17 protein-coding genes are annotated in these 18,963 nt (G+C 60.6%); all 17 read right to left on the minus strand.

Going from position 1 to position 18,963, the window contains the following annotated elements; genetic code table 11:
• A partial coding sequence (gene tnpA, locus QCE64_RS19815; protein WP_310005675.1) for an IS66-like element accessory protein TnpA occupies positions 1-382 on the minus strand: 382 nt, incomplete at its 3' end.
• 435 nt (positions 383-817) lie between these two features.
• Positions 818-3,376 (minus strand): ATP-binding protein, encoded by a 2,559-nt coding sequence (locus tag QCE64_RS19820; protein ID WP_310005677.1) that lies wholly within the window; start codon positions 3,374-3,376, stop codon positions 818-820.
• 402 nt (positions 3,377-3,778) lie between these two features.
• Positions 3,779-4,843: a GntR family transcriptional regulator gene (locus QCE64_RS19825; protein WP_310005679.1), complete on the minus strand. Its 1,065-nt coding sequence runs from the start codon at positions 4,841-4,843 to the stop codon at positions 3,779-3,781.
• Between the two features lie 33 nt (positions 4,844-4,876).
• A complete protein-coding gene (locus tag QCE64_RS19830) occupies positions 4,877-6,064 on the minus strand; it encodes an extracellular solute-binding protein (protein WP_310005681.1) in 1,188 nt (395 codons plus the stop codon).
• Between the two features lie 32 nt (positions 6,065-6,096).
• Positions 6,097-7,143, minus strand: coding sequence for a GTP-binding protein (locus QCE64_RS19835; protein ID WP_310005684.1), 1,047 nt, complete (start codon positions 7,141-7,143; stop codon positions 6,097-6,099).
• Positions 7,140-7,448, minus strand: coding sequence for a hypothetical protein (locus QCE64_RS19840; protein ID WP_310005685.1), 309 nt, complete (start codon positions 7,446-7,448; stop codon positions 7,140-7,142). Before QCE64_RS19840 ends, QCE64_RS19835 begins: the two co-directional genes overlap by 4 nt.
• A gap of 12 nt (positions 7,449-7,460) precedes the next feature.
• The gene (locus QCE64_RS19845) at positions 7,461-8,219 is read right to left on the minus strand and encodes an SDR family NAD(P)-dependent oxidoreductase (RefSeq protein ID WP_309932838.1); all 759 of its coding nucleotides are present in this window, start codon (positions 8,217-8,219) and stop codon (positions 7,461-7,463) included.
• 24 nt (positions 8,220-8,243) lie between these two features.
• Positions 8,244-8,999 (minus strand): SDR family NAD(P)-dependent oxidoreductase, encoded by a 756-nt coding sequence (locus tag QCE64_RS19850; protein WP_309922670.1) that lies wholly within the window; start codon positions 8,997-8,999, stop codon positions 8,244-8,246.
• A 13-nt stretch (positions 9,000-9,012) separates the two neighbouring features.
• Positions 9,013-10,386 (minus strand): MFS transporter, encoded by a 1,374-nt coding sequence (locus tag QCE64_RS19855; protein WP_309922672.1) that lies wholly within the window; start codon positions 10,384-10,386, stop codon positions 9,013-9,015.
• A 26-nt stretch (positions 10,387-10,412) separates the two neighbouring features.
• Positions 10,413-11,294, minus strand: a complete 882-nt coding sequence (locus QCE64_RS19860; RefSeq protein WP_310005687.1) for a polysaccharide deacetylase — start codon at positions 11,292-11,294, stop codon at positions 10,413-10,415.
• Positions 11,295-11,313: 19 nt separating this feature from the next.
• Complete coding sequence (locus QCE64_RS19865; RefSeq protein WP_310005690.1) at positions 11,314-12,675, minus strand: amidase; 1,362 nt, start codon at positions 12,673-12,675, stop codon at positions 11,314-11,316.
• Positions 12,676-12,814: 139 nt separating this feature from the next.
• On the minus strand, positions 12,815-13,699 hold the full coding sequence (locus QCE64_RS19870; protein ID WP_310005692.1) for an alpha/beta hydrolase: 885 nt from the start codon (positions 13,697-13,699) through the stop codon (positions 12,815-12,817).
• Positions 13,700-13,895: 196 nt separating this feature from the next.
• The gene (locus tag QCE64_RS19875; protein ID WP_310005695.1) at positions 13,896-14,753 is read right to left on the minus strand and encodes a LysR family transcriptional regulator; all 858 of its coding nucleotides are present in this window, start codon (positions 14,751-14,753) and stop codon (positions 13,896-13,898) included.
• 84 nt (positions 14,754-14,837) lie between these two features.
• Positions 14,838-15,203, minus strand: a complete 366-nt coding sequence (locus tag QCE64_RS19880; protein ID WP_309922682.1) for a response regulator — start codon at positions 15,201-15,203, stop codon at positions 14,838-14,840.
• 58 nt (positions 15,204-15,261) lie between these two features.
• The gene (locus QCE64_RS19885; RefSeq protein WP_310005697.1) at positions 15,262-15,798 is read right to left on the minus strand and encodes a hypothetical protein; all 537 of its coding nucleotides are present in this window, start codon (positions 15,796-15,798) and stop codon (positions 15,262-15,264) included.
• Positions 15,795-16,529: a methyl-accepting chemotaxis protein gene (locus tag QCE64_RS19890; protein ID WP_404987417.1), complete on the minus strand. Its 735-nt coding sequence runs from the start codon at positions 16,527-16,529 to the stop codon at positions 15,795-15,797. The genes QCE64_RS19885 and QCE64_RS19890 overlap by 4 nt, the downstream gene beginning before the upstream one ends.
• Before the next feature lie 9 nt (positions 16,530-16,538).
• Positions 16,539-18,872, minus strand: a complete 2,334-nt coding sequence (locus tag QCE64_RS19895; protein WP_310005699.1) for an ATP-binding protein — start codon at positions 18,870-18,872, stop codon at positions 16,539-16,541.
• Between the last annotated feature and the right edge of the window lie 91 nt (positions 18,873-18,963).

The raw sequence follows: 18,963 nt of genomic DNA on the forward strand, positions 1-18,963 counted from the left end.
ACCGCAGCCACCCGTGCAGCCAGACGGCACACTGGGTTGCCTCGGATACCGGCCAACTCACCGTGATCGACTGATCTCCCCGGCGTATCTCAATGCGGATCTCCGGCGAGTGCGGATTCGGCGCTCCCAATGCCACCGGCACAAAGGCTGGCAGCGACGGGGTCGTGGCCGGCGGACGGCCCAGCGGTCTCCTGGGAAGTCGGCCTTCCGCCTGATCGATCCAGCGCCGCAGCAGATTCGCTTTGAGCCTGTGTTCCAGAGCGACTGCCGCAACCGATACGCCGATTCCCTGGCAGGCCGATACAACCTGCGCCTTGAATTCCTCGCTATAGCGTTGTCGACGACGACGCTCGGGGAGTGATTCCGATTCGATAGTGTTCACGTGTCCGCTTATTCGTTAGGTGGACACGATACTCCCAAGCGCCTCGACCAAACTCAAGACGGATTGGCTGGCCGCTTACGAACGGCTTGCTTCAGTCCGTAATGATGTCCTTGTGATCTTTCCAATGCAGCCCGTCAGCAGCTCATTTCGGTGCGCGCGCTTAGTTTCATGTCGCTGCTGTACGGTCCATTTCCACATATCAACACGGACGCTAGCTTGATCGCGTCGGCGCTTTGAGCCTTGGATCCTGCCCTACCCTTGCCGACACCGATGCATCACGATTAGCGTGCAAGGTGCGCAGCCAAGCCACCATAATGTCGGTGCCTACGCTCCAGTTCGCGGAAATAAGCGCTAGTTCGCGCTCGCTTAACGAACGATCGATAAGCGGTTCCGGAGCAAACATAAATTGACGCGGTGGAAGAGAGTGTGCGGATGTTAGGACGCAGCCTCTACAATGCTCTCTCTAATCGGAGCGTACAGCTTCGCGAAAGGGTGTCCACCATTGCCGGAGGCGATCGCTTCGTCGAAGACACGACGGACCTGCGAAGATCGATCACGAAGAAGATGCCGCAATTCTGCTTCGCGTCCTTGCCGACGGTCGCGTGCTTTGTACAATCCCAACCATGTCCTCCCGAGACGATCGAAAACTTTCCAGCGGCGGTCGCCTCTTTTGATTGCTAGCAAGACCTCGTCGAGCAACGCCACCTTCACGTCGTCACCACCCGTTGACTCAACCGCCAAAAATATTGCGTCATGCGTGGCGTGTAGAACCTCCGCATTCGCTAGACTTCTCCGGTCGGTTGCCCTTGTAGTCATAGCCGTAGAAATATCGTCGGCCGCGCGCGAGAACGATCGCAACGCCAATTCTTGCGACCTCGCAGTTTGTTGCTGACTCCCCAACTGAAAATGCGCGGCGGCTCGTTTCAGCAACCAATCTTCACGTGAGTCCGTTGCGTTAGCTAACGCCAGGTCGCATACGTCCGCTGCGCCGACCCAATGCTTCAAGGAGGTTTCTGCGTCGTACCAGACTCCGAAGAGTAGAGGCTTACGATTTCCTCCATGGAAGGCTTTGCGTGCAGCAACTCGCGCTTCACTGGCGCGCTTCGGCATTTCAGAAATGAAACAACGCGCCTGCAAAACGTACAGATCGACGTGGTAACGAGTTTTTCGTTGAGCAGCCGCCACCGTTTTCAGCGCACTGGAAACGTCAGACGCACGCAGGAACGCTAGAGCCTCTGTGATTGCGCTGGCCACAATCTGATTGTTCTTCTGAGTCTTGATCTCTGCATCGTGGCGCCGCAGTGCTCGAACGTGAGCCTCGAATTTGGCATGGTCCGGTACAAGGCTGACCTTTATGGTTTGTATGACACTCTGAGTGGCGTTGAAAACCTCGAATCTAGGCTCCGTCGAAATAGGCGGAGCGTACACTAGGAACAACGAGGATAACTCGTCCAAAGCATCACCAATCGTTTCGCCGGTGTAACCCGTCGATTCTTCAAGCTCAGTCCGCGAACAGTTACGTAGGAGTGACGCAGCAAACAATACGCGCCTTGCTTCTTCTGGAAGGGCTTCAATTTCCCGTTTCAATGCCGCAGCACGTGCCTCATTACCTGACTTTCCTTTCCATTCCTTAATGGCGGCGTGAAACGAGACGCCCCTTCGTACTAGGCGATACAAAGATTCAGTGAAAAGAGGGGATCCTTTTGTCGTGTATTCCAAGGCTCGAACTTCTGATTCTTTGAGTTCCGGTCCTTTGTAGCGTTCGCGAAGCGTCGCTAAATAATCCAGAAATTCCTGCCCCCTTAGGCCATCCAGTTCAATTGTTAGGTCTGTAGAAAACGAGAGATTTCGCCGAGTGGTCAATAAAAACCGAGACCCTTGGCTACCGAACTGCCACGCCAGTTCCATGACTCGCTTCTGGTCATTCAGAGACAGTGAATCGACATCATCAATCACAAATAGAGTCGGAACGATAGCAATTGCTTCCCGTAGGAAAGACTGCAACAAGCGTTCGTCCGCCCCTCGAATTTCTTCGTCACGGATGGCACATTCTCGACAAAGAACCGCTAACAATTCTTTGTAGTTGGCATAGTGAGTTTCGGGAACACCGATGAAGTCATTTCTATCTCCCGAAAATTGCTGCTTTTTAGCGGTCACCCATACAATCCGCTCTAGTCCACTAGGCGTGGCACGACACACCTTCTCGCAGAACTCATATGCGATCGATGTTTTCCCCAATCCACCCTCTCCAGCAAGCACCTTCGCATAAGAAAATTGGTCAGACAGCCACGTCCAGAGCTTTCGCAGTACCTCGATTCTACCGATGAACTTTGGGCATATGAAGTTTCTGTCTGGAAGATTGTGAGGAAGTGGATTTCCGAGTTCGCTAAACAAATCAAACAGGCGATAGGAATCAACGTACGGGTTCTGCCGAACGCCGTAAAGAAACTCGAACTCATCTCCGCGCGCCACTCGTGTGTTGTCACCAGATCTGAAGACGACGTCGCCAGCCTCAAATATTGGGCTTTTTTTCTCTTGAATCGGTCCGCTTTTACCGAACGCGACAGGCTTCACGCCAGCTCCGCGCTTCGGCACATATATAGAAAATCCACTGCGCCCGTCCACTATAAAATCATGCACGGAGATATTAATATGTGAACCGGTATAACTAAAGATTTTGTCTTTCACTTGCTTGAGATCGAGCTTCGACGCATCGAAACCTTTCAACTCGAACTGCTTTTCGGCCGTTACCTCTGCGACGCCCACTATCAAATACCCGCCATAGGTATTGTGAAGTGCGACGATGTGCTTGATGGCCTTCGCTAATGCAATTGCGTCGCCAAAAGCGGATTCCTTATAGTCGACGAGCTCGCATTCTATCGCGCAGAAATGTACTCCGCGGTGCAATAAAGCGATAAGATCATCGTCGTTCTTGCCACGATCTAGAAAATCGCTAAGCCTACGTCGTACCTCTTCAATCTCGAACGTAATCACGGTCTCCGTCCTGTTCTCTCTTGTTAGTGTTGGATAGATCAATCAAGCTGAGTCGATCTCAATTGGGCTCAGCAGTTGAGAGAGAGTTGAACATTATTGTATTACATTTTTCAAGCTAATCTTAACTTTCGGCTCATAGGGAATTTAGCCGCTTTCCGTGGTGACGATCCTCTGTCGAGAATGGACTAAACCGCTGAGTGCTGCGCAGCCGCCACATGTGGTTGGCGGGAGGCGGCGTGATCGGAAGCGGTCACTCACGGGCTTAGACTAACAGAGGCTTTTCTAGGACTAGGAGCCGCGCTTTTATCCCCAACAGCCTTACCTACATCTGTCAGCGGAGTAGTTTGTTGACGTCCTCAGTGCCCGAATTTCCGCCCTTACCTACCGCCCATTCCCGCCCCCTCAAGCCACCCTTTGCAAATACCCAGGCAATTCCGGATCCGGCAACACGGCGAGCACCTTAAGCCTTTGCCTGGTCCGAACCTGCCCGTTATGGAGATGTTCGGCGAGCGCGTCGGCGGCTTTCCGATACTCGCGACGAATTAGAGACTCGATAACTCCGCGATGTTCCACCAACGTCCCCTTATCCGGATGCAGCTGAAACGCGTCATAAAACGCATGATTAACGATAAGCGGCATATGCGCGTGCCCAATCGCAGCAAGCAGCTTCCCATTAGGCGCTCGACTTAAAAACGTGTCATGAAGCGTAGTCTCGAGCCGATGCAACTCCCCCGCATCGACCGAATCCGGATCGGCGATAGCTCTCTCAACATCCGCCAGAGCCTCTTTAAGCACCAAAGCCCCCAACAAAGGCCCACTAGCCACCAACGCAGCCGGCTCCAACAACCCTCGCAGTTCATAATCCTGCGCCACGGCTCTAGCCGTAAGCGGCCCACAAAGCCAATGCGAGTAAGCGGACTTCTCGACCAACCCCCGATCCCGCAGCCGATTTAACGCCTCCCGAACCGTCCCCCGACTAACCCCAAACCCCTCAGCCGCTTCACTCTCATCGATCCTGAAGTGACCAAACACGATAGCTAGTGAGATAGCCGCCTCGAGCGAATCAAGGATCCGCTCACTGGTTGAGGGAATCGAAAGCGGCTCCGGCCTGCGATCAAACCCAAGCGTCTCTTCCGACAAACGCACGCGCAAAGGCTCTGGCACTCCTCCATCGGCCTGAGCAACGAGATACCCTCGCCCTTCAAACGTATGCAGCAAGCCCCCGGCATGCAGCATCTCAAACGCCTTCCGAACCGGCACCCGACTAGTCCCAAACAACCGCGCCACAGGCCCTTCGAGCAACACGAGCCCAGGCACAATCGCGCCAACAGCAATAGCCGACTTAAGCCGGTCATGAATCACGCGATATCGCAGCCGGCTATCCGCCTCGATCTGCGTATCGGCAATTTGCGTCGCGTCAATCGACGCAACAACCTTATGCGAGGAAGCGCTTGCGCGTCTTGTCATCGTGAAAGCAACTGCATAGAAGCACTTGCGCCATCAGGACCTCATGAACTCGGTCCATCGGCGCACGAGGTAGTTATGCTCATCCATCACCGAATCCCACACGGCAATCCGGCTCATGCGTGCGACATACCCGCCGCCATCCCGCACTTGCCCGACTGGCACGAGATGCTTGCTGGTAGGTCCTGGCAATTCGGCGGAAGCGCGCGCACCATCGTACCAGTAGGCCCATTCCGCGTCGCTCATCTGCGCGCGTGAACGCTCGGGATTGGAGATATAGAACCCTTGCCGCGCCATCGTCGCGCCGGCCCAGCCTTCGAGCCACCAGTTCAGGTACTCGTAAGCCGCATCGAGCACCCGACCATGCGCCAGCCGCGAAATCCCGATGCCGCCAAACCAGGCCCGATACCCCTCACGCGGCCGAGCCAACCGAAAGTTCAACCCCGCCCGCTCAAGCTCCACAGTAGCCGGCGACCAGATACTCTGAATCACGACCTTGTTGGCGATCATCAACTGCGCCGCTTCAGCAAAGCTCGACCAGAACGCTGCAAAGTGCCCGCGCCGCTTGAACTCGATCAACGTCCCGATGAGTCCGTCGATCTCCTCGATCTCCAGGTTGCCGATATCCCGAAACCGCATCAGCCCGCTGGCCTCGACAGCAAGCGCCGCATCGATAGCGCCGATAGCCGCATCCGCCTGCAACGCCACGCGTCCCGCGAGTTCAGGCGCAAGAAGCCAGGCCCAGCTTTCTTCGCCATCGATGAGCGAAGCAGGCATCGAATCGGGCAGATACACGAAGCTATCCGCGTTATGCGTGAGCGGCAGCATGCTGATGCGCTCGCTTGGCTTGCGCGCAAGCGTGCCATCCGCCTGCACGAACAGCCGATCGGCAGGCACACAGCCCGCGCCACCTGCTGGTTGAGCCTTCGTCTTCGCGAGCCGACCCGTCCGCGGCAACGCATTGACTTCATCCCAGCGGCGAATGCGTGAAAGCTCCACAGGCTGAAGCGCATGCGTCGGCCACAAACAATCGATGCTATGAAACCACTGGTCGTACAGTTCGTAGCGATCCGGATGCATGACGCCATCGCGCTGCACGCTGCCGCCGTCCTGCACGACAAAGCGCAGCTTGATGCCAAGGTCCTGTTCCGCGCGCTTGCGGATATGTTCCTGAAGCGTGACGCTCGTGCCCAGGACGCGCAACTCGACCTTGGAGGGATGCACCGCGGGTGCTGAGGGACTCGAACGAGCAGTGTTCAATCGACGGTTTCTGCTGTGTGTGGATGAAGATGCCGGCTGAAACGCCGGTACGAATCGCGGACGGCATCGCCATCGAGATGTTCCGCGATGAACACGAGACGCGAATGCTTCGCGCCGTCCGGCCAGGCATCGAGATGCAGGACCGGATGCACGAGATGATGCACCGCATGCACGACAACCGGCTGCTGTGCGCCCTCAAGCGCAAGCAGGCCTTTGACTCGCAGGATGTTATCACCGTGACGGTTCAGCAGCATCGTGAACCAGAGCGTGAAAACGGGCCAGTCGAGTGGCTCATCGAAGTCGATGCAAAACGATTCGATACCCGATAACTTCCCGCGATGCGCATTCAAACTCGCAAGCGGGCGGCCCCCCCCAACGGCGCGCGAACCTGAGCGGAACACCAGATCCGCGAAGTCATGCACATTGGCAGCGACATCGAGCACCAGCGAAGCATCGTCACGCTGCGTGCGGCGCATGGTCCGCGCTGCCGGATTCAATCGTGCCAGCATGCCTTCGAGCGCATCGACAGCAGCATCCCCGGCAAGATCCGCTTTGCTGATCAACAACCGATCCGCCGCCGCAACCTGCGCAAGCCATTCTGGATGACGCGCCTGTTGCTGCTCCGCATTGAGCGCATCGACCACAGTGACAATCGCGCCAATCGAATAATGACTCGACACGATCCGGTCGCCCAGCAAGGTCGCGACGATGGGCGCGGGCGTCGCGAGTCCCGTCGTCTCCAGCACGACACGCGAGAACGGCGGAACCTCGCCGCGCGCGCGTCGCGAGAAGAGCGTCGCCAGCGCATCCTTCAGTTCACCGCGAATCGCACAGCAAATGCAGCCGTTGTCGAGCAGCACCGTCTGCGCTTCGACTTCGCCCAGCAGCAAATGATCCAGTCCGACTTCACCGAACTCATTGACGAGCACGGCCGTGTCGCGCGCCGCATCGCCCTTGAGCACATCGGCCAGCAACGTCGACTTGCCGCTGCCGAGAAAGCCCGTCACGATCGTGACCGGAATGACATCGTAGGCGAGACTCATGATCGCGCCTCGTCGTCATCGGCGAACATGGCGAGCGGATCGAGCGGTTTGCCAAGCATCGTTTCAGCGGCCTTCCATATCTGCATGAAGTCCTCGACGATAAGCTGCGCACCCGTCGGCGATGACAGCACGAACGACTGTCCATGAAAATCCGCGAGCGTCAGCCGATACCCTTCGAGCACGCGGTTCGCATGCGCCACCTGCACATAGCGTTGCCGCCGCGCGTTCGCGCCTTCGCCCGCCGCCACGGTGTTCGACCAATGCCGTCCGCCGCCGAGCAATCCGCACATGCCGCACATAGCCATCCACTCCTTGCATCAGGGCATGACATCGCCGGAATTCGGACCCAGCGTCTGCCCGACAAACAGATTGCCGCCCGGATCCGACGCCAGCAGCACCGCAGTAGGCGCCACTTCCTCCGCGCGTCCAAAGCGCCGCAACGGCAGTTCCTTCGACTTCATCTCCTTCCACGCCGAAGAGATGCCATCGACGAGCGGCGTCTCGATCGGCCCAGGCGCAATCGCGTTCACCAGCACATTGTCCGGCGCCGCCTCCAGCGCGAGCGACTTGGTGAAACCAATCACACCCGCCTTCGCCGCCGCATAGTGCGTCAGTTCCGCGCCGCCCTTGATGCCCAGTTGCGACGCTACGTTGATGATGCGCCCCCAACGCTGCGCTGTCATCGCGGGCAACGCGCGTCGTGAGCACAAAAACACGCTGCGCAGATCCACGCGCATCATCTCGTCCCACATCGACGCGCTGAGATCGACGCAACGCGCCTGCGTCAACATGCCCGCGTTGTTGACGAGAATATCGATGCCGCCGAACGCTTCGATGCACCGGTCCACAATGCCATGCGCGCCCGCTTCGTCGCCCACATCGGCGGCAATGGTCTCGACACGCACGCCCTGCGCACGGCATAAATCGGCTTGCGCGGCGAGACGCGCCGCGTTGAGGTCCGCCAGCACGAGACGCGCGCCCGCTTCCGCATACGCTTTCGCAATCGCCGCGCCGATGCCGCTCGCCGCGCCCGTCACCACCGCGCGACGGCCATCGAGTGAAAAGGTCGATGCCATATGATTCATGCCTCCACGTTGTGTTCAGCCCGGCCAGCGCACAGTCAAGCCGCCGTCCGCGATGATCGACTGGCCCGTGATGTACGAAGCGTCATCGCTCGTGAGAAAGCGGATCAACGTCGCGATCTCGCGCGGCGCGCCCACACGTTTTAGCGGAATGCCCTTCGCCGCCTCGCGCAAGCCATCGGGTCCGAGCGAATTGACGGCATCGAGCGATTGCGGCGTTTCGATCAACCCCGGTATCACCGCATTGCAGCGGATATTGCGCGGCGCGAGTTCCATCGCTACCGCCCGGCACAAGCCCGGCACGCCTGCCTTTGCCGCCGAGTAATGCGTGTGATCTTCCCAGCCGTACACGCCGCCCGCAATCGATGAAATCGCCACCATCGCGCCGCCGTCCGTCATGTGGCGCGCCGCCGCACGAAAGGTGCGCATGACGCCGGACAAGTCGACATCGAGCATCTGATGCCACTGGTCATCGCTCATGTCCGTCAACGGCGATGCCCTCAGCAAGCCCGCATTCGCCACCGCGTAATCGATGCGCCCAAAGCGCGCCATCGCCGCCTGCGCAAAGGCCTCGACTTCATCCGCCGATGTCACGTCCACCGCATGCATCAGGCATTGCCCGCCCGCCGCTTCCACGGCATGCGCGGTGGCCTGCGGATCGTGCGGATCACCCGGAAAGTATCCGCCCACCACCGCCACGCCCTGTTCCGCATACGCCACCGCCAGCGCTTGCCCAATACCGCTTGCCGCGCCTGTCACCAATGCAACTTTCACGAAGACCTCCAGGTTATTTGACGTCGGCGGGATCGACATGCCGCGCGAACAGAATGAGCACGCCGGACAGGAAGCACGGCACCGCGCCGAACCACAGCGCCGCATGCAGCCAGTCGCCGCCATGATTGAGCATCGACGTGACGCCGACGCCCGCGAGAATCGCGCCAATCGGACCCATCGCATGAACAATCGAGCTGCCCGTGCCGCGAATCGCAGTCGGATAGCTTTCGCCGATAAAGAACAGCGCCGCCGAATACGGTCCGATCAGGAAGAACAGCCCGAGGCTATACAACGCGACGACCACCGCCGAGCTGCTCGGCCCGAACAACATGCCCGCGAACGCCAGTCCGCCGAGCATCCAGCCGATCGCCAGCGTATTGCGCCGGCCAATCTTGTCGCCGATAAAGCCATGGCTCAGATAACCGCAATAACCAATAACATTCGACAGCACGAGAATCAGCAACGAGTTCTCGAACGACACGCCATGCACGCGCGTGAGCACCGTCGTGCCGAGCACGCTGAAGACCTGGATCGCCGACCAGTTCAGCAGGATGCCGCCGCCGAGCACGAGCGTCGCGCGTAGTGCACTACCGCGAAACGCTTCCGCAAGTCCCGCGCGGCTATGTTCTTCGTAATCCACCGCATGGGCGCTTGCCAGTCCGCGCGCCTCGCTGTCCTGCCCTGCTTCGCGCAATTGCTTGATGCGCTTGTGCAGCAGGAACTGCGGGCTTTCCTTCAGCCGTCGCGTCATGAAGAAAATGACGATGGCCGGAAACGTCGCAAACACGAAGCAGCCTTGCCAGCCGATGCGCGGCAGCAGCAGCGCCGTCAGCCCCGATGCGATCAGCGCGCCAATTGGCCAGCCGCCCTGCACGAGGCTATAGATGAAGCCCTTGCGGGCGTTGAGTTTCGGATCGTTGGCGGCCGAATACAGTTCGTTGAGATAGGTTGCGTTGACCGTTTCCTCCGCATAACCCAAGCCGGAAAGCGAACGGATCAGCACGAGCGGAACCTGTCCCATCGCGCCGCCCACCACCGTGAGTCCCGAGCAGACCGCGGCGCCCGCCACGGTCCACAGCAGGCCCGCCTTGCGGCCCAGGCGATCGAGTAACGGCCCGATCGCAAACGCAATCACCGCCGTACCGATCGCCACGAGCGTGGCAATCTCCGCCTGCGCGGCAGCATCCCAGTTGTAGTGCTTGCCGATCTCCGGCAACAGCGTCCCGAACAGGATGAAGTCATACACGGCGAACACCCACGCGAAGAACGCGACGATGGTCGCGCGCTTCACGTCGGCCGGCAGGATCGTCTCGAGTTTGAATCCGGATGAAGCGGACGGCGCTTGGCCGTCCATCGTCGCGCCTTCGCGCAAGGGAGAGGAGTTCATGGGTCGGGGCCTTGGGTCGGTGAGGGTCAGGACTTGCGTGGGCTGCGCCGCAGGAAGTCGTCGGCAATCTCGTCGCACGTGCAGAAGCGCACGCCTTCATGCTTGCGGAAATGCGCGATCAATCGTTCGAGCATCAGCAGCACCTGTGCACGGCCCGACACGTCCGGATGAATCGTCACCGGGAACACCGCATAGTCATGCTCGCGATACACCCAGTCGAACTGGTCGCGCCACATCTCTTCCAGATGCCGCGGGTTCACGAAGCCATGGCTGTTCGGCGCCTTCTTGATGAACATCATCGGCGGCAGGTCGTCGAGATACCAATTGGCCGGAATCTCGACGAGATCCGTTTCGTGACCGCGTTGCAACGGCTTCATCCATGTGTCCGGATGCTTGCTGTAATCGATCTTCGTCCACGAGTCGCCGACGCGCACGTAGTACGGGTGATAGTCGTTGTGCATCAGGCTGTGGTCGTACTTGATGCCTTTCTTCACGAGCAGTTCGTTCGTGACGTTGCTGAACTCCCACCACGGCGCCACGTAACCGGTCGGCCGCTTGCCGCCCAGTTGCGTCACCAGTTCGATGCTCCGGTCGAGCACCGCCTCTTCCTGCTCGGGCGTCATCGCAATCGGATTCTCATGGCTATAGCCATGAATGCCGATCTCATGTCCCGCATCCGCAACCGCCTTCATCTGCTCCGGGAAGGTTTCAATCGAGTGACCCGGGATGAACCAGGTCGTTCTGATCTTCTCGCGCTCGAACAGCTTCAAAAGCCGCATCGAGCCGACCTCGCCCGCGAACAAGCCGCGCGAGATGTCGTCGGGCGAATCTTCTCCGCCATACGAGCCGAGCCATCCGGCCACCGCATCCACGTCGATGCCGAATGCAACGAGTATTTCCTTGGCCATACCGTTCTCCTTGAGCAATTCAGTTCAGTGCGACCGTCTGCTCGACGGCCAGTGCAACGCCGATCAGCGCGTCGTCGTCGTTTTGCGCGCGCATCAACTGCACGCTGGTGGAAAGTCCCTGTTCGTCGACGCCTGTCGGCATCGCGAACGCGGGCGTGTCGAGATAACTGCCGGGCATCGTCATCGAGAGCGTCGCGAGATTGACCTCCGCGAACAGGTCGGGATCGCGTTCCAGCGGCGCGACTTCAGGCGCGACGTGCGGCACGGTCGGCAGCAGCATGGTCGCGTCTGCGAGTTCTTCGCGCAGGCGCGCGATCAACGGCGCGCGTGCATCGAGCAGTTCGGCAAGACGTGAAGGCGGCACGTCGCGGCTCAGTTCGAGGCGCGTACGCACGCGTTGATCGACACGCTCGGCATCGGCGGAATCGAGCACCGGTCGATAAAGCTCGAACGCTTCGAGCGAACCGAACCAGCCGCGTGTCTTCAGCAGTTCGCAGGTTTCGTCGAATGCCGCGAGCGGGATTTCGTCGATGCGCGCGCCGGCCCGCACGAGCATCGCGACGAAGCGCATGAAGTTGTTCGCGACGCTGTCCGTCACCGCAAAACGCGCCTGCCATCCCGACGGCACGATGAAGCGTTGTCCGCGCACATCCGCCGGCGTTGCGATGGCGGGTTGCCCGCGCACGGCGGCATCGAATGCCGCGCAATCCGCGACGGTGCGCGCAAGCGGCCCGAGCGTGTCGGCTGAGCGCGACAGGCCGGTCACGCCTGCCTGCGGATAGCGCGCCCGGCTCGCCCGATATCCGACGATGCCGTTCAGCGCCGCCGGTACACGAATGGAGCCGGCCGTATCGGTGCCGATGGCGATCGGCACGACGCCCATCGCGACCGCAATCGCGCTGCCCGACGACGATCCGCCCGGCACGCGATGCGCGCCCTCGAAGGCCGGATTGAATGGCGTGCCGTAATGCGGATTCAGGCCGAGCCCGGAATACGCGAACTCGCTGAGATTGGTCTTGCCGATGCCGACCAGTCCCGCGCGCACGCTGGCCGCGACGAGCGGCGCGTCGGCCGTGGCGGGCGCGCGGTCGCGATACAGCGCGGAAGCGGCCGTCGTGACGCTGCCGCTGATATCGAAGAGATCCTTCCACGCGACCGGCACGCCATCGAGCCCGCTGGCCGGACGCTTGTCGCGCCAGCGCTGCGCTGAGGCGCGCGCTTCGTCGAGCGTGCGGGTTTCATCGAAGGAGATGAATGCGCTATTGGCCCCGCGCGCGGCCGACAGCGCCTGTTGCGCGACCTCGACGGGATCGGCGCTGCCCTCGGCATAGGCCTCGGCAAGCGCTCGGGCGCTGACGCCCTGGATGATCGTTGAACTCAAGCAAAGTCACCTTGAACGAATGAATGTTGAAAATGTACTTCGTCAACAACATCCGTTTACAGTGACGGGAACAAAAATAAAGGGCAAATCAGGGATTACCCTGATTTGCCCTCACGGACTCGCTAATGACTTAGTTCGCTCAGGCCTTCTTCGCGCCAATCGTGCGATCAAGAAAGCCGAGCAGCAGCGGACCGATCTCATCGAGCTTGTCTTCCAGCGCGAAGTGTCCCGTGTCCAGAATGTGCACTTCCGCATCGGGCAGATCGCGCAGATACGGATGCGCGCCGTCTTCCGGGAAGATCTTGTCGTTCTTGCTCCAGACGATGATCGTCGGCGGCCGGTGTTCACGGAAGAACGCCTGGAACTGCGGATAGAGCGGCACGTTCGTGCCATAGTCGAGGAACAGGTCCATCTGGATGTCGCGGTTGCCCGGACGGTCGAGCAGAGCCTGATCGTGAACCCAGTTGTCGGGGCTGATACGGGACACGTCCGCGACGCCGTCGGTGTACTGGAACCTGGTGATATCGAGCGTCACGAGACCGTGCAGCGCTTCGCGATTCTTCGCCGAGTTGTCGTTCCAGTAAGCCTTGATCGGATTCCAGAACTCACGCAGTCCTTCTTCATACGCATTGCCGTTCTGCACGATCAGACCCGTCACACGCGCCGGATTCTTCAGCGCAAGCCGATAACCCACCGGCGCGCCGTAGTCCATCACATACATGGCAAAGCGCTCGACGCCAAGCCGCGCCAGCAAGGTATCGACGATATCGGCAAAGGCCTGAAAACCGTACTTGAAGGTCTTGTGATCTGGCGCATCGCTTTGACCGAAGCCGGGATAGTCCGGCGCAATCACACGATACTGTCCGGCGAGTACCGGAATGAGATTGCGGAACATATGCGACGAAGTGGGGAAGCCATGCAGCAGCAACACCACGGGCGCATCCTTCGGACCGGCTTCGCGATAGAACACGTTGAGGCCGTCGATGTTTTCAGACTGGTAGCGAACGACTGGAATCGAAGTCATGATTGAATCTCCTGTTGGAAGGACATCACAACGCTGCATTCGTCAGAAGCTATGGAGGCTCTCGGGGTTATGTCTGCAGCGCAACTGAATCCATGTTGCCGGATTGATCGCGACGGCAGAATCCTTCAAACCAAGAAGGCACCATTCGGGGATGGAGAAGAATGACCGGGCATAAGCGCTGCCCGGTTGCGCCGGGTCAGAGCAGCGGCAGCACGGATTTGACGTGCCCTTCGAAGCGGTCGAGCAGCCGGGAAGAGGGCCCACGGCCCCGCTGCACCACGATGCCCACGGAAGGCAATGCAGGCAAGCTGTTCGATGCCGGCAAGGTCACGAGATCAGCCGGCACGGCATGCTGCGTCAGCACCGCGATAGCCTGTCCCGAGCGCACCACCGCTGTCAGTCCCGCGAGACTGGCGCTTGCATAAGCAATACGATATTTCCGCCCGATGCGCTCAAGACTCGTAATGGCCGCCTGATGATCCAGCGTGCCCGGCTCGGAGAGCGCGAGTTGCAAGGGGTCGTGATTCATCGCGTCGCTTTCGCCGCTGCCGACCCACACGAACGATTCGCGGCGCAGGAATTGATCGCTGCGGGCGCTGTCGGGCACGGAGACGATGGCCAGATCGAGGTCATGCTGATCGAGCAGATGCAACAGGCGCACGGTCGGCGCACAGACTACTTCGATCAGCACCTGCGGATGCTGCATCGCGAATCCCTGGAGAATCGGCGGGACGAAGACTTGCGAGTAATCTTCGGGGCAACCGAGCCGCAACGATCCGGACAAACTTTCGCCGATGAGTTCGGCCACGGCGTCATCGTGCGTACGCAGAATCCTGCGTGCATGCACGAGCAGTCGCTCGCCGTGCACGGTCAGCGTGACACCACGCGCGCCGCGTACGAGCAGCGGTTTCTCGACGATCAGTTCCAGCCGCTTGATCTGCTGGCTCAATGCGGCCTGCGTGCGCCCGACCTCGCCGGCCGCGCGGCTCATCACGCCAGATTCGGCAATGGCGACGAAGTTGCGCAGCAGATCGATGTCGAGTTGTGGGCCCATAGCCTGAGTGACGTGACGCCGCGTAGAGAGAAGAAATCGATTCTCCCAGAAAGCGCGGTCCCTCACACCGCCCGCTTCACTTCGCTATGAAGCCAGCTTGCGGAACGTGGCGATCACCGCATCGCCCTTGAACGGCTTCACGATCCAGCCCTTCACGCCCGCCGCCTTGCCCCGCTCCTTCATGGCCGGGCTGCTTTCCGTCGTCAGCATGATGATGTTGACCGTCTGGTTCGCGAGTTCACCGCGAATCTTCTCGACCATCGTCAGGCCGTCCATGTTCGGCATGTTCACGTCGCTGATGATCAAACGGATGCCCGCATCCGCCCGCAGTTTCGCCAGGCCGTCCTTGCCGTCCACCGCAGTCGCCACATCCAGTCCGCTGCTCTTCAGAAAGCCGGCCACCTCATCGCGTACCGTGCTCGAATCATCCACTACCAATACCTTTGCCATCTTTCTCATTCCTTGCGCCCGAGGCGCTTCATTGCCATTGACACAGTCCCGCGCGTGTTCAGAACAGTTCGAGTTCGCCCTCGCTCTGTTCCTCCATGGCGCTTGCCGCGAAGTCCACGGGCGCCTGCGCGCAGACGCACGCCGTGACCGCCAGATGCGCTACGCCGCCCGGACGCAGGGCGTAGCGCCAGACATGATCCGGCTTGAGCTCTTCGATGAAGTCGATGCAGCGGCTGCTCAGCGCAAACGGCGTCGACATGCCCAGATCCGGGAAATGCGCGACCAGTTGCTGGTTGATCGAGCCGCAACACAGGTTGACGTGCTCCATCAGCACGTCCGCCAGCGCGTGCCCGCGATTCAGGCCGGGATAGCAGGCGCGGGTGGCGTCGTCGTCGCTGAAGTGCAGCACGAAGAGCAGGCGAAACGTGAGTGACGAGATCGTCAACACCAATGCATGCTGCGGCAACGTCGCGCGATGCTGCTGCTCGTCTGCTTCCGTGATCTCCATCGGCGCATCGTCTCGCGCGCGCAATCGCGCACACACGGCCTGCTCCACAATCTGCCCGATACTGCGCCGTGCCTCTTCCGAAATCATGCGGCCACCTGTTCCATCTCCGTGCGGAACCGGCCCGCGAGCATTTCCACGCTGCCGAGCGACGCCGTGATCATCTTGCCGCCCGCCTGGATGTCCTGGAACGTGGCGGCGGTGGTCAGGTCGTTGCGCAGCAGGCTGTCGCGATAGCTCTTCGACAACTCCTGCGACCGCGAAGCCAGCGACCGCACTTCACTCGCGACAATCGAGAACCCGCGTCCCGCCGAACCCGCGCGCGCCGCCTCGATCGACGCATTGAGCGACACGATCAGCACGTGCTGCACGATTGCCGAAAGCTCCTGGTTCTTCGAATGCATGTCGCGGTTCTGCGCCATCAGCGAGATCATCTGCTCGTGCCAGCGCTCGAACGTGAGCGTGAGCACCCTGAGGCGCGCGGCTTCATCGGCGATACGGCTCGCCTGTTGCAGGCGCTCGCCCGCGTGCGCTCGTGCTGCCGTCAGCGTGTCGTGCAGGTCGTCGCGTTCGGCATGCGCGCGGTCGAGCGCGGCTTGCAGCGAAGTCGCCTGTTGCGTCAGTTCGTCGATGCGCTTGCGGCTTGCCGCCAGTTCATCGCGGCAGGCGTTTTCGATCGCACTGATCCGCTCGCGAAACGCGCTGTCCTGTTGCAGCTGAATGCCCAGATGCCTCTTGCTCATCTTGTGCGCCCAGAGCATCACGCTCACGACGAACATCACGCCCACGCAGGCCGCCATCCATTTGTACTCCATCACCATCACCTTCTGTTATCCAATCACGGCATCGAAGCCGGCTTCTTCCTCGATCACCACGCTCGCCGGCAGCCACACGACCGTCCGGAAGGCGCGAAACGCAGCGCCGTGACCTTCATCAATGAACTGCATCTCGATACGGCCACCTTCCCGCTCGACGAACGCCCGCACCGCATCCATGCCGACACCGCGTCCCGACACTTCCGTCACGTTCTGCGCGGTCGAGAATCCCGGGCGGAACACGAGTTCGGCGAGGGCTTCGTCGGCGGGAATCGTCGCGGCATCCAGCCAGCCGCGCCGCAGCGCGTGCTCGCGGATCTTGTGCAGCGCGAGACCGCGGCCATCGTCGCCGAGCGTGATGCGCAGATCATCGCCGTGCATGCGTGCATCGACATAAATCGAGCCCGCCGCCGGCTTGCCTTGCGCCATCCGTTCTTCCGCCGTTTCGATGCCGTGATCGATGCTGTTGCGCAAAAGATGCGTGAAGACATTGGCGAGACGGCCCGCCAGTTCGCCGCCGATACGGCAGCCGTGATCGGTCACGCTCACGCGCGGCGCAGGCTTGCCGAGTTCCTTCGCAAGCGAAGGCAGCGAGCCGATCGGCGCATCGAGCGCATCGCCGATGCTTTCCGTATCGAGCACCCGCAACATGCGATGCAGCGAAGCGCGCACGGCGGCGAGCGCCTCGGCGTCGTTGGCATCGGCGGCTTCGAGCAGCTCGATGTTCTTCTGGATGAACTCGCGATCGATCCCGACCTGTCCCGCCGATGTCTTGCGTCCCAGGCTCACTTCATTGACCGTCGCATAGCTTTGCAGCGCCGCGCGCACGCGCTCCAGGTCGGCGATCAGCTCGTCGCGAATCCAGAGCGTGTCGCCGCTGTCCTGGCGGAGCGCGTCGTAGCGCTGCTCGGTGTCGTGCACCACGCTCGTCAGATGTTGCAGGCTATAGGTGCGCGCGTTGCCCTTCACCGTATGCATGTTGCGGAACAGTTGCGCGACCGCTTCCTTGCTCGGAATGTCGTGTTCGCGAATGATGCGCTCGTTCTCGCCGACGAAGCTCGCCGCGCTCTGCATGAAGCGCTCGAACTTCTCCTGGCTGATGGCGAGCACCTCGCCGATCATGTCGAGCCTGCGCCGCTGCTCTCCGGCTTCGGCGGCCAGCGCCTTGAGTTCGGTGACGTCGCGCACGCACAGCATGAGGCGCACGATCACGCCTTCCTCGTTCGTGATGGCGGACCAGCTCAGGTCGAGCACCTTCTTGCGGCCGTCGCCCATGTCCTTGACGATTTCATCGGCGAGCAGATGCCGATTGAAGTCGAAGTTCATGATGTCTTCGCCGAGACAGGCATCGATGGCCGCGCCCTGCTGGTCCAGCGTATCGCTGCCGAGATCCGTAGCGCCGAACACCACATCCATCACGCGCAGGCCGGCAAGCTGATCCGTCTCGAAGATTGCTTCGAGGAACGCCGAATACTCGGGATGGATCGTCGCGCCCGGCACCACGGTGAGAATGCCTTGCGGCATGTTTTGCAACATCGCCTGGATGTCGGCGGTGCGCTGCTTCAGTTGCTGCGAGCTTTCCTGGATCTTCTCGATCATGCCGTTGAACGCGACGATCGAATGGCCGATCTCGTCCATGCGTTCCACCGGCACGCGGCGCGTGAAGTCCTGACTCGATGCAATCTCGCTCATCATGATCTGCATGCGGCTGAGCGGCAGCGAGATCTGCCGGTAGAGCAGCACGCTGATGCCCACCAGAATCAGCACGGCGACACCCGTGGCCGCGGCGATGATGACGCTCGTCGTGGCGAGCGCGTCGTTCAGCGTGCCGATGGCCGCGTCCTTCTCGCGGTTCTTCTCGATGCGCAGCGTCTCGACAATGCCCTGAAGCTCGTCCTTGTACTGCGCGACGTTCGCGAACAGGAAAGCCTGCGCGAAGGCGCTCTTGCCTTCTGCCTGCATCTGCTCGGTTTGCTTGATGGCGTCAAAGTAGTTCGCGAGGCTCTCGCGCGCCTGCACGACGAGGCCCTTTTGCGCGGTGCTGTGCGCGGCGCGCTCCTGCACGTCGAGCGCTGCTTTCAAGGTGCGCTCGCGTTCGGTCAACAGCTCGCGCGCCTGCGCGGCGATCTGTGCGTCCGGTGCATAGACCAGCGTCATCGTCGCGATCTGTACGTCCTTGACTTGCGCGGCGAGATCCGCGGAGGCGAGCGCGCTTGGCACCACACCTTGCGTCACCTGATGCACTTCGCTTGCGCTGCCGTGAGTCCGCTTGACGGCATAGCCGCCGATTGCCGCCAGTGCCAAAAGCATGAGCACGACGAGCAAGGCAATACGCTGCCTGATGGTCATCTGTGAATCCCCGTGTCGTTGCAATACAGGCCGCTTGTAGCGACCGCCCGTCTGGTCTGACTTTTATGTGTTCGGGCGCGGGGATTATTGG

The organism is Caballeronia sp. LZ043, from assembly GCF_031451075.1.
In the GTDB taxonomy this organism is placed as follows: domain Bacteria; phylum Pseudomonadota; class Gammaproteobacteria; order Burkholderiales; family Burkholderiaceae; genus Caballeronia.

Coding starts and splice junctions, on each gene's coding strand:
- QCE64_RS19890 (WP_404987417.1), bottom strand. CDS start 16,529: ATGGTGATGGAGTACAAATGGATGGCGGCCTGCGTGGGCGTGATGTTC.
- QCE64_RS19855 (WP_309922672.1), bottom strand. CDS start 10,386: ATGAACTCCTCTCCCTTGCGCGAAGGCGCGACGATGGACGGCCAAGCG.
- QCE64_RS19880 (WP_309922682.1), bottom strand. CDS start 15,203: ATGGCAAAGGTATTGGTAGTGGATGATTCGAGCACGGTACGCGATGAG.
- QCE64_RS19870 (WP_310005692.1), bottom strand. CDS start 13,699: ATGACTTCGATTCCAGTCGTTCGCTACCAGTCTGAAAACATCGACGGC.
- QCE64_RS19875 (WP_310005695.1), bottom strand. CDS start 14,753: ATGGGCCCACAACTCGACATCGATCTGCTGCGCAACTTCGTCGCCATT.
- QCE64_RS19860 (WP_310005687.1), bottom strand. CDS start 11,294: ATGGCCAAGGAAATACTCGTTGCATTCGGCATCGACGTGGATGCGGTG.
- QCE64_RS19840 (WP_310005685.1), bottom strand. CDS start 7,448: ATGGCTATGTGCGGCATGTGCGGATTGCTCGGCGGCGGACGGCATTGG.
- QCE64_RS19825 (WP_310005679.1), bottom strand. CDS start 4,843: ATGACAAGACGCGCAAGCGCTTCCTCGCATAAGGTTGTTGCGTCGATT.
- QCE64_RS19895 (WP_310005699.1), bottom strand. CDS start 18,872: ATGACCATCAGGCAGCGTATTGCCTTGCTCGTCGTGCTCATGCTTTTG.
- QCE64_RS19835 (WP_310005684.1), bottom strand. CDS start 7,143: ATGAGTCTCGCCTACGATGTCATTCCGGTCACGATCGTGACGGGCTTT.
- QCE64_RS19885 (WP_310005697.1), bottom strand. CDS start 15,798: ATGATTTCGGAAGAGGCACGGCGCAGTATCGGGCAGATTGTGGAGCAG.
- QCE64_RS19845 (WP_309932838.1), bottom strand. CDS start 8,219: ATGGCATCGACCTTTTCACTCGATGGCCGTCGCGCGGTGGTGACGGGC.